Source organism: Bacteroidota bacterium (assembly GCA_016213405.1).
Taxonomy (GTDB): domain Bacteria; phylum Bacteroidota; class Bacteroidia; order Palsa-948; family Palsa-948; genus Palsa-948.
This window is the reverse complement of the sequence record JACRAM010000016.1, coordinates 1-15,411: the sequence shown is the minus strand read 5'-3', so window position 1 is coordinate 15,411 and position 15,411 is coordinate 1. Positions and strand designations below refer to the sequence as shown.

General features: G+C 40.0%; 13 protein-coding genes. 2 read left to right on the top strand and 11 right to left on the bottom strand.

Annotated elements, in window-relative coordinates; all coding sequences use genetic code 11:
• Window positions 1-92: 92 nt before the first annotated feature.
• From rplW to HY841_01985, 11 genes are all read right to left on the bottom strand, one after another.
• Window positions 93-404, bottom strand: coding sequence for a 50S ribosomal protein L23 (rplW, locus tag HY841_02035; protein MBI4929513.1), 312 nt, complete (start codon window positions 402-404; stop codon window positions 93-95).
• 34 nt (window positions 405-438) lie between these two features.
• Window positions 439-1,167 carry a 50S ribosomal protein L4 gene (rplD, locus tag HY841_02030; GenBank protein ID MBI4929512.1) on the bottom strand — a complete coding sequence of 243 codons (729 nt, stop codon included), beginning with the start codon at window positions 1,165-1,167 and terminating at the stop codon, window positions 439-441.
• Between the two features lie 45 nt (window positions 1,168-1,212).
• Window positions 1,213-1,833, bottom strand: coding sequence for a 50S ribosomal protein L3 (gene rplC / locus HY841_02025; protein ID MBI4929511.1), 621 nt, complete (start codon window positions 1,831-1,833; stop codon window positions 1,213-1,215).
• Window positions 1,834-1,939: 106 nt separating this feature from the next.
• A complete protein-coding gene (rpsJ, locus tag HY841_02020) occupies window positions 1,940-2,248 on the bottom strand; it encodes a 30S ribosomal protein S10 (protein MBI4929510.1) in 309 nt (102 codons plus the stop codon).
• A gap of 11 nt (window positions 2,249-2,259) precedes the next feature.
• Complete coding sequence (gene fusA / locus HY841_02015) at window positions 2,260-4,386, bottom strand: elongation factor G (GenBank protein ID MBI4929509.1); 2,127 nt, start codon at window positions 4,384-4,386, stop codon at window positions 2,260-2,262.
• Window positions 4,387-4,397: 11 nt separating this feature from the next.
• Window positions 4,398-4,868, bottom strand: coding sequence for a 30S ribosomal protein S7 (gene rpsG / locus HY841_02010; protein ID MBI4929508.1), 471 nt, complete (start codon window positions 4,866-4,868; stop codon window positions 4,398-4,400).
• A 9-nt stretch (window positions 4,869-4,877) separates the two neighbouring features.
• On the bottom strand, window positions 4,878-5,303 hold the full coding sequence (locus HY841_02005) for a 30S ribosomal protein S12 (GenBank protein ID MBI4929507.1): 426 nt from the start codon (window positions 5,301-5,303) through the stop codon (window positions 4,878-4,880).
• A gap of 286 nt (window positions 5,304-5,589) precedes the next feature.
• Window positions 5,590-6,555, bottom strand: coding sequence for an AAA family ATPase (locus HY841_02000; protein MBI4929506.1), 966 nt, complete (start codon window positions 6,553-6,555; stop codon window positions 5,590-5,592).
• 9 nt (window positions 6,556-6,564) lie between these two features.
• Complete coding sequence (locus HY841_01995) at window positions 6,565-7,947, bottom strand: peptidylprolyl isomerase (protein ID MBI4929505.1); 1,383 nt, start codon at window positions 7,945-7,947, stop codon at window positions 6,565-6,567.
• 12 nt (window positions 7,948-7,959) lie between these two features.
• On the bottom strand, window positions 7,960-8,877 hold the full coding sequence (locus HY841_01990) for a peptidyl-prolyl cis-trans isomerase (protein ID MBI4929504.1): 918 nt from the start codon (window positions 8,875-8,877) through the stop codon (window positions 7,960-7,962).
• On the bottom strand, window positions 8,877-10,991 hold the full coding sequence (locus HY841_01985; GenBank protein ID MBI4929503.1) for a peptidylprolyl isomerase: 2,115 nt from the start codon (window positions 10,989-10,991) through the stop codon (window positions 8,877-8,879). Before HY841_01985 ends, HY841_01990 begins: the two co-directional genes overlap by 1 nt.
• Window positions 10,992-11,140: 149 nt before the next feature.
• Between HY841_01985 and HY841_01980 the strand changes: the two genes are divergently transcribed.
• Complete coding sequence (locus HY841_01980; protein MBI4929502.1) at window positions 11,141-14,473, top strand: SpoIIE family protein phosphatase; 3,333 nt, start codon at window positions 11,141-11,143, stop codon at window positions 14,471-14,473.
• 127 nt (window positions 14,474-14,600) lie between these two features.
• Window positions 14,601-14,951: a hypothetical protein gene (locus HY841_01975; GenBank protein ID MBI4929501.1), complete on the top strand. Its 351-nt coding sequence runs from the start codon at window positions 14,601-14,603 to the stop codon at window positions 14,949-14,951.
• Window positions 14,952-15,411: the final 460 nt, after the last annotated feature.

Below are 15,411 nucleotides of genomic sequence, written 5' to 3'. Positions count from 1 at the left end.
TGATAATTTGAAGATTAGCTAATTTGAAAATTAAAATCCATAGATGTTTGTTTCATTTTCAAATTTTCAAATTGACTCATTTTCAAATTGGTTTATATATTTCCGTAAAAATCTATTGTGTCTCCTTTTTTTAATGTTACAATTGCTTTCTTTGCTTTCTTCACTAAACCATTCATTATTTTTGTTGCTGTGTATCTGGTTTTTATTTTGCCGATGTAATTCATCGTATTCACTTCTTCAACAGTAACTGCGTATGCTTTTTCTATAGCTTTTTTGATTTCTACTTTGTTGGCGGTTTTCTCCACCACAAATGCGTAGCGCCCTTTGCCTCCGTTGTTCTTTCCGGCAGCATCGCCCTTGGCGGCATACTTTTCGGTGATGATTGGTTTTAGGTAGATGCTCATTCTGTATTGATTATTAATGATTGATTGTTCAATATTACTTCTCTTTTGTTGATGATTTCTTCTTTATTGTTTTTGTTTTCTTTACTGTTGATTTTGCCTTCGCTTTCACTTTCGGCTTCGCTTCTGCAGTTTCATCATCAAGCAAGATAGTTTCAATAGTCTTTAGCGAGCCTTCGGATAAGAGAAGGATATTTGCATTAATAATATCATACGTGCTCAGCGAATTTGCTGAAGTAACTTTTGCTGATTGAATGTTTCTTGCAGAAAGATTGATGTTCTTGTCATCATTGCCAACAACCAGCAAGGTTTTTTTTCCGTTCATTTCCAGATTGCTCAAAAGTTCAGCATAATTTTTTGTCTTTGGATTCTCAAAAGAAAAATCTTCAAGCACGGTGATGGAATTATTTTTCGCTTTATGAGAAAGCGCGCTCATGCGGGCAAGTTGCTTTACTTTCTTGTTCAGTTTGAAATGATAATCTCTTGGCTCGGGACCGAAAATACGCCCACCGCCACGGAAGATTGGACTCTTGATATCGCCCTTACGTGAACCACCCGTTCCTTTTTGCTTGTGGAGTTTGCGCGTGCTTCCGTGAATTTCATTTCTCGTTTTTGCTTTGTGAGTTCCCTGTCGCTGGTTAGCGAGGAATTGTTTCACGTCAAGATAAATAGCGTGATCGTTGGGTTCAATTCCGAAAATGGAATCGTGCAAAGAAACCTTGCGCTTTGTTTTATCTCCTTTAATATTTACTACAGTGAGTTCCATTTCTTGTTTCGTATTTTTTGTACTATTTCGTTTTTCGATGATTTATTATTTCTGAATCATTACAAAACTTCCGGCAGCTCCGGGCACTGAGCCTTTCACTATCAGAAGGTTTTTATCCTTTATTAATCTTAATACTTCTAAGTTGCGTGCCTTCACGCGGTCACCTCCCATTCTTCCTGCCATGCGCATTCCTTTTAATACGCGTGATGGGAAAGAGGATGCACCGATAGAACCGGGTGAACGCTGGCGATCATGCTGACCGTGACCATTTCCTGCTCCAACCCCGCTGAAGTGGTGGCGTTTCACAACACCCTGAAATCCTTTTCCTTTGGAAGTTCCTACAACGTCAACGTATTCTCCTTCAGTGAAAATGTCGAGCGTGATGGTATCGCCTGCTTTTTTATCTCCTTCAAAATCATGAAACTCGGCAACTGCTTTCTTTGGAGTAGTTCCTGCTTTTTTGAAATGGCCCATCTGAGGAGAAGTGGTATGTTTTTCTTTTCTCTCCGCGAAACCAAGCTGAAGAGAATCATAGCCGTCCTTCTCTTTTGTTTTTACTTGTGTAACCACACAAGGTCCCGCTTCAATGACAGTACATGCAACGTATCTGCCTGAAACGTCAAACATGTTGGTCATTCCTATTTTTTTCCCGAGTAATCCTGCCATTTTTTTTAATTTGATAATTTGAAAAATATGCTAATTTGAAAATTGCGTGTTTTTGTTTTTTATCATTATCAAATTTTCAAATTGGCTAATCTTCAAATTGATTTAATTACACTTTAATTTCTACTTCCACACCGCTGGGTAATTCTAATTTGCTGAGCGCGTCAACAGTTTTTGCGCTTGTGCTGTAAATATCAATCAGGCGCTTGTATGTGCAAAGTTGAAATTGCTCCCTTGCTTTTTTATTCACGTGCGGGGAACGAAGAACTGTATAAATGCGTTTGTTAGTCGGAAGTGGAATGGGTCCGCTTATAACAGCTCCTGTAGACTTTGCTGTCTTAACAATTTTTTCTGCCGACTTATCAACCAGGTGATGGTCGTAGGATTTTAATTTGATTCTAATTCTCTGCTGTGACATATTTGGTTGATTTAAACTTTTTCTGCTGCTTTTTTACCTTTTGCTTTTGCTACTACTTCTTCAGAAATATTTCTTGGTGTTTCCGCGTAATGTGAAAATTCCATAGTAGAAGTTGCACGCCCTGAAGAAAGTGTGCGCAACTGCGTTACGTATCCGAACATTTCTCCGAGCGGAACTTTTGCTTTAATCACCTGCGCATTTGCTTTGCTGTCCATTCCTTCGATGATTCCTCTGCGTCTGTTCAAGTCACCCACCACATCACCCATATATTGTTCAGGAGTGATGACTTCAATTTTCATTATCGGTTCCATCAGAACGGGTTTTGCTTTCGGCAATGCTTCACGGAAAGCGGTGCGCGCGCAAATCTCAAATGAGAGAGCGTCAGAATCCACATCGTGGTAAGAACCGTCTGATAAAACAATTTTCATTGTTTGCATCTGGAATCCTGCAAGAACGCCATTCACCATTGCGGCACGGAATCCTTTTTCTACAGCAGGAATGAACTCGCGCGGAATATTACCGCCCTTCACTTCATTTTCAAATTGCAATCCGCCATTCTTTTCTGTCACTTCAAAGTCAGCATCCACAGGAGAAACTGTAAATTCCATGTCAGCGAATTTACCGCGACCACCTGTTTGTTTTTTATATACTTCACGATGTTCAATCGTTCCGGTAATTGCTTCCTTATAATTAACCTGAGGAGCGCCCTGATTTATCTCCACTTTAAACTCGCGCTTTAAACGGTCAACAATAATTTCGAGGTGAAGTTCACCCATTCCGCTGATGATTGTTTGGTTTGTATCATCATCGGTTTTAACTCTGAATGTTGGATCTTCTTCAGAAAGTTTTGCAAGGGAAGTTCCGAGCTTGTCAAGGTCTGCCTGAGTTTTTGGCTCGATGGCGATACCGATAACAGGTTCAGGAAAATTCATTGCTTCGAGAACGATAGGATGTTTCTCATCGCAAAGTGTGTCGCCTGTTTTAATGTCTTTGAATCCCACCGCAGCGCCAATATCTCCTGCTTCAATAAAAGGAACCTGGTTTTGTTTGTTGGCGTGCATTTGGAAAATACGGGATATGCGCTCTTTCTGTCCTGAGCGAGTGTTCAATACATAAGAACCGGAATCCAATCTGCCTGAATACGCGCGGAAGAATGCCAAACGTCCTACAAAAGGATCGGTTGCAATTTTGAACGCAAGTGCTGTGAAAGGATCTTTCACATCGGGTTTACGTGTAACTTCCTGTTCTGTATCCGGATTTATACCATGAATATTATCTTTATCAAGGGGCGATGGCATGATTGACATCACCAGATCAAGCATTGTTTGAACACCTTTATTTTTGAATGCCGAACCGCAAACCATTGGAATTATTTTTCCTGCAATAGTTGCTTTGCGAAGCGCAGTGAGAACTTCATCTTCAGTTATTGTTGACTGGTCAGCGAAGAATTTTTCCATAATCTTATCATCAAATTCAGAAACTGATTCAAGAAGTTTTTCTCTCCAGTGATATACTTCATCTTTCATATCAGCAGGAATATCCACAACTTTAAAAGTCATTCCTTTATCTTCTTCATTCCACTCGATAGCTCGGTTGTTAATCAAGTCAATTACTCCACGAAAATTTGCTTCTGCTCCAAGAGGCAATTGAAGGGGAACAGCATTTCCACCAAGCATTTCTTTTACCTGCTTGCAAACATTAAGGAAGTCAGCGCCCGCACGGTCCATTTTATTTACGAAACAGATACGCGTTACATTATAATTATTAGCGAGACGCCAGTTGGTTTCAGATTGTGGTTCAACACCATCCACTGCTGAAAACAAGAAAACCAGTCCATCGAGTACACGAAGCGACCGGTTTACCTCCACCGTGAAATCCACGTGGCCGGGAGTATCAATAATGTTTACCTTATATTTATTACCGCGATAGTTCCAAAAACAAGTAGTAGCGGCAGAAGTGATTGTGATTCCGCGTTCCTGCTCTTGAATCATCCAGTCCATTGTAGCTGCTCCGTCATGCACTTCACCGATCTTGTGGTTAACACCAGTATAATACAGTATGCGCTCAGTGCAAGTTGTTTTACCTGCATCAATGTGCGCTGCAATGCCGATGTTCCTTGTATATCTTAAATCGCTCATTTCTTCTTTTCTTACTTGATCTTAAAATGTGAATATGCTTTGTTTGCTTCTGCCATGCGGTGAACGTCTTCTTTCTTTTTCCATGCGGCACCTTCCTGCTTTGCTGCAGCAATAATTTCAGAAGCAAGTCCATTGCTCATTCTGTGTTCTTTTCTTTCTTTAGCATATTGGATCATCCATTTGATGGCAAGAGCAATTTTTCTTTCCGGAAGAACTTCCTGTGGGATTTGGTAGTTTGCACCGCCAATCCTGCGTGATTTAACTTCTACCTGAGGAGTAACATTGCTCAATGCTTTTTTCCATGTTTGTAAACCATCTTCTTTTGTTTTGTCGGCAACAATGTCAATGGTCTCATAAAAGATTCCGTATGCTTTGTTTTTCTTTCCTGAATACATCAGATTATTTACAAAACGGGTAACAAGCGTATCCTGAAATCTGGGGTCAGGAAGTAGGAGGCGTTTTTTTGCTTTGGATTTTCTCATTCTGGTAAATTATTTTGTGGGTTCTGCTGCTGCTTTTACTTTAGGTGCCGGTGCTGGCGCTCCAGCTTTTGGTCTTTTTGCTCCATATTTTGAACGGGACTGGCGCATATTGTCAACACCCGCTGTATCTAATGTTCCGCGAACGATGTGGTAACGTACGCCTGGAAGGTCTTTCACCCTGCCTCCGCGTACCAGCACGATAGAGTGTTCCTGAAGATTATGTCCTTCACCAGGGATGTATGCAATAATTTCATTCCCGTTTGAGAGACGAACCTTCGCAACTTTTCTCAATGCGGAGTTTGGTTTTTTAGGAGTAGTGGTGTACACTTTAATACACACGCCTCTGCGCTGCGGACTGCGGTTCAGCGCTATGGATTTACTCTTGCGCGTAAATTTTTTGCGTCCGTGTCTAATCAGTTGTTGAATTGTAGGCATTTACTTTTTTATTTAACCCGTTGGATATTTTATCCCGCGGGTTGTATCTTTTTTACTTTTTTTTCACCTTTATTTTCGGGTGTAAACAAAATAATCTCTCCTTCCATGAAGAAGTCTTTTTTATGACTGAACTTCAGAAGGGGCGCAAAGGTAAATAAATTTTAATACGAAGAGTGATTTTTTTAAGGTAGGGTGCAAAACACTTTAATTAAACTACCTGCTGTATTTCTTGTTAGAACTTCCAATAAGTCATTTGTTTTAACCCGAATTCTCTTGAAGGGTAGATTTACTTCACCAACTCTTTGATAATATCTTCGGCAGAAACATTTTCTGCTTCGGCTTTGTAGTTGCGAACAATGCGGTGGCGAAGGATGGCGTTGGCAACAGCGCGCACATCTTCAATATCAGGAGAATATTTTCCGTGAATGACTGAATGAGTTTTTGCGCCAAGTATGAGATATTGAGAAGCGCGCGGTCCTGCTCCCCAAGAGAGGTATTGTTTCACCTTTGAAGGAGAATCAGGATTTTCAGGTCGTGTGCTGGAGGCAAGGCGCACAGCATATTGCAGAACATTATCCGTAACAGGCACTCTGCGTATCAAATCCTGAAAATAAAGAATTTCTTCAGCGCTGAGAATTATTTTCAATTCGGGGTTGTAATCGGATGTGGTATTTTTTACCACCGTTATCTCTTCTTCCATCTTGGGATAGGTGAGCCACACGTTGAACATAAAGCGGTCTAACTGCGCTTCGGGCAACGGGTAGGTTCCTTCCTGCTCTATGGGGTTTTGCGTGGCGAGAACAAAAAACGGATTTCCTAATTCATATCTTTTGCCTGCGGTTGTAACGGCACGTTCCTGCATAGCTTCGAGCAATGCGGACTGTGTTTTAGGAGGAGTGCGGTTTATTTCATCGGCAAGAATGATGTTGGCAAAGAGAGGTCCTTTCACAAAACGGAACTGGCGGCTTTCATCCAGTATTTCTGTTCCTATTATATCTGACGGCATTAAATCAGGCGTGAATTGAATCCGGCTGTACTGCAAGCCGAGAACACGGGAGATGGTATTGACCAAAAGTGTTTTAGCCAGACCCGGAACGCCAACCAGCAAACAATGTCCTCTGCTGAGGATGCAAATCAGCACATCTTCAACTACTTCGTTCTGCCCGATAATTATTTTCCCGATCTCGGCAGTAAGGACTTTATATTTGGCACGCAGGGCGTCAACCGCTTCAACATCGTCTTTAAAATTCATAATAGTTATTCAGTTTATCCACTTATTATCAAACTTACAATTTTTATATTCTTCTGAAACGCGAATATAATTAGAAGTTATCTTTTTCTTTATCCATTTGCTTACTTCCTTATCTTTTTTTGCCGCCAGCGCTTCGTCTTGCATGAGTTGGTAATCTTCTTTGAGATTAGCACGATGCGGTTCTGTCCTGCTTTTCACATAGATGATGTGATACGATTGTTTTCCATCATGCGATTGGGTTAATTCTGTAGCAGACAATTCACCTGTTTTAAGTTTGTCGGTAGTGAAAACAAGGTTAGCGTCAATCTGGCTGAGCTGGCTCATTTCAAATTTAGTGCTGCCGGTGTAAGGGTTGCTGATAAGCCCTCCTGTATGCTTGGTATCTTCATCATCAGAAAAGCGCGAGGCGGCTTCTGTGATAGAGATAGAATCTTTCTTCACTAAATCGGCAATACTGTCAAGAAAAGTTTTTGCTTTCAGCAAATCTTCCGGAGCGGGCTGAGGGACAAGAAGAATATGGCGCACATCAATCTCTTCTCCCCTTCGCGCTTCCACCATCAATATGTGATAGCCAAAATCTGTTTCGAATATTTCTGATACTTCTTTCTCTTTCATTCGAAATGCCATGGCATCAAATTCAGGCACAAACGTTCCGCGCTGAACATGGTCATACAACCCGCCTTTGGAAGCAGAGCCGGGGTCTTCAGAATATAATATTGCCGCTGTTGAAAAATCTTTTTTCCCTGCAATGATTTCCTGACGTATTGTTTCCAGTTTTTCTTTAGCGTATTTTTTCAGTTCAGGATTTATTTTTGGCTTTCTCATAATATGCCCTACTTCTATTTCTGCATTGATAAGCGGAATGCTGTCTTTCGGAATAGCATCAAAAAAATCTTTTACTTCAGATGGAGAGACTGTAATTCCATCGGTAACTTTCGCCTGCATTTTCTGAACCAGAAGGACTTCACGTAATTCCTCCCTGAATTCTTCTTTAAATTTCTCTACATTCTTGCCATAAAAATTTTCGAATGCCAGAACAGAGCCGAATTGCTGAATGTAATAACGCAGCCGCCTTTCCAGCTCTTCCTCTACCTGTTCATCGGTAATTTCAACGCTGTCTTTTATCGCTTGTGCAAGAAGAAGTTTTTGATAAAGTAAATCTTCCAGGGCAGAGCATCGGTCAAACTCAACAGAATCAAGTTTTGCCTGCACACGTTTTGATTCAACCTCGCTCTGAAGGATGGGGCTTGAACCTACTATCGCCACTACGCCATCGAGCACCTTGGGCTGTGCAAATGAAATGTAAGATGTAAGATGGCAGATGGCAGATGTGAAAACACAAATGATTAATGACAAATGACAAATGACTAATCTGTGTAATCTTTCTTTCATCGGTGTAATCATTTAATATATTTCAAATGATTTATTTTTTACTCCTTCGTTATAAATATCCTCCCGCATCTTCTTGATAAGTTCCACTTTGCGTTTATTCAGAATGATGCTCCTGATATTTTCTTTTTCAAATGAAAGCGGTGAGGTGCTGTTCTTGGTCATAAATCCTTTTATGTTCACAAAATAGTAGTGTGCTGAATCCTGCGTTTCTATAGTGCGGTTGTTTTGCAAGAATGCTTCCTTGTCATAAAGTTTCATAGGTATTTCTTTCAGCACATCGTCAAACAATAACCATATATTTTCATCTAAATAAAAATTATCGGCATATTGGTAGCAATAACTTGAAAGGGCATCTCTGTCTTTAGCTTCATTTGACTTGTACCATTCTTTAATCTTTTCAACTTTGGGTGCATTCTTGCGGACTTTAACGTAAATCACTTTGATAATATTGTCCTTCAGTTCAAAATTACTTTTATTTTCTTCATAGTATTTTTCAATTTCGTCATCGCTGACAATCGTGTCAAGCTTTTGTTTTACCAGTTCGCTTTCGTATTCATACGTTATAAGTGATTTGCGGTAGTTCTCCACCATCTTGTCAAATTTCTTCAAATCGTCTGTAAGATTTTTTTCTGCCTGTTGAAGCAAGAGTGTTTCATGAATCCAGTTATTGACATAATTACGAACGATTTCAACACTGTCTTTTTGTTCTGCGCTTTTAGAAATTATTTCTTTAAGCTGAGAGGGAAAAAGATAGGCATCGCCAACTTTTGCCAATGGCTTTTCATCTGAGTTAACAGGCAAATTATTACTGCAGGAAAGAAAAAAGATTGCAAAGAACACACTAAAAACGAAGAAGCAATCCCTGATGAGATTGCTTCCTCTTCCCACTTCGCAAACTCGCGGTCTGAGTCGCAATAGTGATAGAAACATTATTGTATCGTATCAAATACTTTTCTGTCAATAGCAACAGGATATTTTTTCTTCAATGAAGAAATCCATTCTTTCTCCAGCCAGGACTGGTATTCGCTTGTTACAAGACCTCTCGCTTCGGTATACGATTTTGGAGTTGGCTTCACAATTTTTCGGATGTTGGCAAATACAACTTTGTTCTTCTCGGTGTTACTTGCCGTAATGCCGGGTGTCCAGTTTGTTTTATCAAGCATTGCGTTATCTCCTTTGAGAAACAATGTTCTGCCATCTACCATCACATTAAATACGGTGTCCTTATTCAACGCAGAAAGAATATCCTTATCTGATTTATTTCCTTTTATCATCTTCTTTACTTTCTCGGCAGTTTTTTCATCCTTGCAGGTATAGATGGACGCATCAAGCCTGTCTTCCCACAGGAAATGTTCCTTGTTCTTTGCATAATATTCTTTTGCACCGGTAGTGTCTTTTATTGCTTTTGACCAAACCTTTTGGTCGGTGAGGTTGAAGAGGAGGATTCCATCGCTGTATTCATTCATCAGCAATTTGAATTCAGGATATTCCTGTTCCAAACGGTTTTCTCTTGTGTTTGAACAAACTTCATCCACAAAGGGCTTGTACAGCGCATCCACCATCCGCTTGGGAGAAATTTTTCCAACCATGCGGTAATTTTTCTCAATGTATTTTGCAAAATCCTGTTGTGTGTATGTTTTGTCTATGATAGTAAACATTGGCTTTGTCAGCGCTTTTGCTTTTTCAGCTTTCCATTGACCCATTGGCAATGTAGAGTCCACTACAGAATAAAAGTCTGTATAATTTTTCGGCATGACTTCTTTAAAGCCATACTGAGTTTTCACTTTCGCTATCATCATTTCTTTCGCCACACTATTGCGGGCATCTTTCTGAATTTTTCCTTTCAGGTCGATTTTCAATGAATCGAACGGAGGAAGTTCGCGGTTGCCGATTCTTTTGATGATGTGCCAGCCAAAACGTGTTTTCACCGGATCAGAAACCAATCCATTATCTTTTATCGCGAATGCCACTTCTTTGAATTCGGGAGGGAAGTTTGAACCTATTGAAAGCCATCCTATGTCTCCGCCTTTCTTAGCAGTTTCCTTATGGTCAGAAACTTTTTTAGCCAGCTCTTCAAAATTTTCTCCCTTCTTAATCAAACCTGAAATGGAATCAATCTTCATTTTCATTTTTACCGAATCATCGCGCGTCATGTTTTTCTTGAAGAGAAACATGAGGTGTTCAAGATGTAATTCTTTATGAGCGCGCTTGTCTGTAACCAGCACCAGGTGATAACCCATTGGGGTGCGGATGGGACCATACACTTCGCCTTGCTTTGCTTTGTAGGCGGCATTTTCATATTCGTAAGGATATCCTTGCGCCATGGAGGTGAAGTAACCTAAATCTCCGCCATTAACTTTTGAGCCGTGATCAGAAACAACTTTCGCCACAGAAGCAAAGTCATGCGCTTTGAGTTTAGACATGTTTTTAAGCGGGCTCAATTTGTTAAAAGCCATCATGGTATCTTTGGGAGGGGAGGTTTTGGAAATCTTAAGAGATGCTTTCACATTAGTTTCATACTTCTTCATGTTTGCCGCATTCATTTTTCCATTGATAAAATCTCTAATAAGGGAAATTCTTGTATACGCATCCATCGTGTCTTCAGGAGTTGGGTCAGCATCCATCTTGACAAGAATGTGGCTGGTGCGAATGTCCCATTTCATTCTGTCATAGGATTCTTTCACCAGATTATCTACGGCTTCTTTTTCGGTGAGATAGGGCTGGGCAAGGGTTTTGCGGTATCCGGCTAATTCATCTCTGAATGCTTTTGAGGTATCAATTCCCATTTCTTTTGCTTCTTTCACCTTGAGGCGGAAGATGGTGTATAAATCCAAATACTCTTCGATTGATTTTTTATCGAGCGCTGCGCCATCTTTATTATTATTTTTTTTGTAAATACTCAGAAATTCATCTACGGTGACTTTGTCATTGCCGATGGTCATGAGCACTGCATCTTTGTTTTGAGAAAAGGAAATGTAAGAGGTAAGATGGCAGATGGCAGATGTAATACAAACTGTAAAGAAAAAATGCAATTGTTTTTTCATGGGAATTATTTTTTATGGCGTTGTTTTATGAGTGGCAAATTTAATATTCTTTTAATAACTTCATTTGTTAAAAAAACTTAATTGGCAACCCTAACCAATTCAACTTTTCTATATTTGCCACCATGTGTTTTTTAAGAAGAAGATATGTATTGACACAACTCTTGTGCTTGCTGTTTTCTTTTTCTCTTTTCTGCCAGCAAATACAAACATCCCCCTTACCCCCTTTATTAAGGGGGAATAATACAGAAAACAAATTTCTGATTGGAGAAAAGGGATTTTATCCGCTTTATAATTACTCTACAAAAGAATACCGCGCCCTTCCGCAAAACTGGGCAATCATACAGGATAAGCGGGGTGTGATGTATTTTGGAAATAACCAGGGAATATTAGAATACGATGGCGTTTCGTGGAGAATGATAAAAGTAAATAATGAATCAAATATCCGTTCTTACGCAATAGATGATAAAGGAAAAATATTTTTAGGAGCGCTGGGAGAATTCGGGTACATGTCTCCCGACTCATTGGGAAATATGCGGTATGTTTCCCTTCTTCCGCATGTGGATAAAAATGATTTGGATTTTTCTGACATCTGGTGTACGCAGTCTGCCAAAGACGGCATTTACTTTCAATCTGACAATAAAATTTTCAGGTGGGATGGAAAGAACATGAAAGTATGGAATGCGGAGAAATCTTTTCACAGGATCTTTTATGTGAACGGGCATCTGTTTGTAAGAGAGCGGGAGGTTGGGCTTCTTGAAATTGAAGGCGACAATCTCACGCTGCTAAAAGGCGGAGAAACATTTGCAGAAGAAAGCGTTTATGCCATGATTCCTTTTCCGGGAAAGATTGATAACGGCACTTCTTCCAATATTTTGCTCTGCACAAAAAAGAAAGGACTGTATATTCTGAAACCTTCATTAAAAAATACTTATGAAGGAGCTTCATTTGTACTGGAAAGTTTCCCCACTCAAGTTGATCCGTTCCTGCTTGAAAACCTGAGTTATCACCTGTTGAAAACAGAAGTGGGATATTCTGTTGCCACCGTTACAAAGGGAGCCGTAATCATTGATGCGGAGGGGAACCTTGTCAGTTTTCTGAACAAAGACATTGGGCTGCAAGACGAAACAATTTATTCGCAGTATGTGGATGCTTCAGGAAATTTATGGCTTGCCACCAGCAACGGAATTTCAAGAGTTGCCATCAAATCGCCTGTTACACATTTTACAGATAAAAACGGACCGGGCGGAACTGTGCAATCCATCATCCGGCATAATAACACATTGTATGTTACAACTGTTCAGGGAGTTTATTCACTCAATCCCGGAAATGTAATAAACGGCAATGCGCTTTCTCCTGCCTCATTTGAAAAAATTCCTTCCATTAATGAAGAGTGCTGGGATCTGTATTCATTCAAGTCCGGCAATTATTCCACCCTTCTTGCCGCATCCAACGGAAGTATTTATTCCATTGACGCACAAAAAAGAATTTCTCCCTTATTTCCTTACGGACCCTGGGTTCTTCACTGCTCCAACTTTGATTCATCAAGAATTTTTTTAGGTCTCAACAATGGTTTTGCATCCATTTATTGGAATGGAACAAAATGGATTGATGAAGGAAGCATTCTGGAAATAAAAGAAAGCGTTCGCTCCATCAACGAGGACAAGGATGGCAATGTTTGGCTCGGACATGATAACGGCACCATAAAGGTCAGTTTCAAAAATCATCAGCACGCTGCAAGAAAAAATAATGACACGCAATCTTACCGCTATGTTAAATACAGTTCTTCAGCAGGATTACCGGATGGAAGCGTTGAATTAGAAGATGTGAACGGGGAAATTCTTTTTTTTACTGCGAAGGGAATCTACAGTATGAAAGATGAAAAGTTTTCTCCCGACACTGCATTTGGTTCTCAGTTCTCGGATGGCACCCATCAGGTTTACCGAGTGGCAGTGGATAATCAATCCGGGAAAATATGGATGGAGACCTACTACACTGAAAAAAATAAATTTGAATTCGGGTTTCTGAAAAAAAATAAAAATGGCGGCTATGACTGGATTACCAATCCTTTCTTAACCTATTCTGATGAAATCATTCATGTAATATTTCATGACGGAAACGGCATCACCTGGTTTGGAGGCGCTGCCGGACTTTTCAGGTACGATGCGAATGAAGATGTGAATGAAAGCCAGCCCTTCACTTCCATCATCCGGAAAGTAACCATTGGAAAAGATTCAACCATCTTTAACGGAACATCTTTTGATTCATCAAAGATTACTTCGCTCCTTCAAAATCAATTGCTGAAATATGAATTGCCGTTTGCAAATAACTCTATCATTTTTGAATTTTCCGCTCTTGATTTTATTAATGAAGGGGCTGAACAATTTCAATATTTCCTGGAAGGATTTGACAAAGAATGGAGCAACTTTAAGCACGAAACAAAAGCGGTGTATACAAATCTTCCGGAAGGTTCTTATTCCTTCCACGTAAAAGCAAAAAATGTTTTTAATAAAGAAAGCAGTGAAGCTATATACGAATTTGTTATTCTTCCTCCGTGGTACAGAACCTGGTGGGCGTATGTGTTATACGTGCTTTCTTCTATAGGATTTATTTGGGGAGTTGTTACTTATTTCTCACACGGACTGAAAAGAATCATCCGTGAGCGCACTGCCGAAGTGGTGAAGCAAAAAGAAGAAATTGAATATAAGAACCGCAATATCACTGACAGTATTAATTACGCCAAAAGAATTCAGGAAGCAATTCTTCCGCAGTATGAAATAATGCGAAGCAGATTTCCGGAAAGTTTTATATTATACAAGCCAAAAGATATTGTTGCCGGAGATTTTTATTGGTTTGCTGAGAAGGACAGAAAATTTATTATTGCTGCCTGCGACTGCACCGGTCACGGTGTGCCGGGCGCATTCATGTCACTCATCGGCTATTCTCTTTTGAATGAAGTGCTGCTTGAAAAATCATTCTCCGATCCGGCTGCCGCTCTCGATTCAATGAAAAAAGGAATCGTAAAATCATTAGGTCAAACAGGGCAGTCAGGCGAACAGAAAGACGGGATGGATATGTCGCTCGTGAGTTTGGAAGTATCTCTTGTAGGAAAGAAAATAAATCACAAACTTTGCTATGCCGGAGCAAACAACTCGTTATACCTGATAAGAAAAGGAGAACTGATAGAACTTACAGCCGACAAAATGCCTATCGGCATTTATCTTGGTATAGACAAACCATTCACCAATAAAGAAATGCTCCTTGAGCCGGGCGATACCTTCTATTTATTTACCGATGGCTATGCCGATCAGTTTGGAGGAGACAAAGGGAAAAAACTGACCAAGAAACGATTTAAAGAAATTCTGCTTTCGTTGCAAAAAGAAAATCTCGGTGACCAGAAGAATATTCTGGAGAACAGTCTGAATGAATGGGCAGGAACAGAACAGCAAGTGGATGACATACTTGTTATTGGAATCAGAATTTAAGAGCCCATCCCTTCCCTTCCCAAAGGGAAGGGTGAAAAGAAAAATAAAACAACAAATAATCATAGTCTGTCAAAAAAGTCCTTCCCTTCGGGAAGGATTTAGGATGGGCTTCTAAACAAACAATACCATGAAAACAGATGTGTACACAAAAACTGTTCTTACAATTATTGCAGGAGCATTAATCCTTATTGCGTTTCAGAACACGGATTTTTTTCCGAAAGCAAACGCATCAAAATCAACGGCAGCATTCGCAGCCATTCCGTTAAACCCCGATGGCTCCATCAATGTAAAATTCACTGAAACCATGAAAGTGAATGTTGCAGAAGTAGGTGGCAATTACATTTATGGAGCAATGCCTATCAACATTAAGGAACTCAGCGGAAGCTCTATCAATTCAAGTTATGGAATTCCGGTGAACATTGAAGCGGTGGATGGCTCAAGTATTTATGGAGCAGTGCCTACGAAGGAGAAGAACTGACATTTGATATACCAAGATTACACAGATTTTAGAAAGATTACACCGATTACTTGTCCCGAAGGGATGGATTCCCAATTGCCTTTCATCGGTGTAATCTGTATTTGCCTTTTGGCGCCTTGCGCCATGGCGCGTTTCGCGCTCATCGGAAATATGTGTAATCCAAGTATAACAATCCAACCTCCATTTTTAGCGAATAAATGAAGGTTTAGACAAACTTGTTTTTTTCATTTTCTCATATCAGGAAATGACTTTCTCATATCAGGACTTACGCAAAAAATACAAATATGCCACTGATTCACAGATTTTTTCTTTCTTAATCACTGATGTTACGCAAATACATTTTTACCGCAGAGTTCGCTGAGGTTTTACGCAGAGAACCGCTGAGAATACAAGATTGCATTTTCTCTGCGGCTCTCCGCGTGTTGTTTTCTCTGTGTTCTCTGCGGTTAATTGCTTTTCT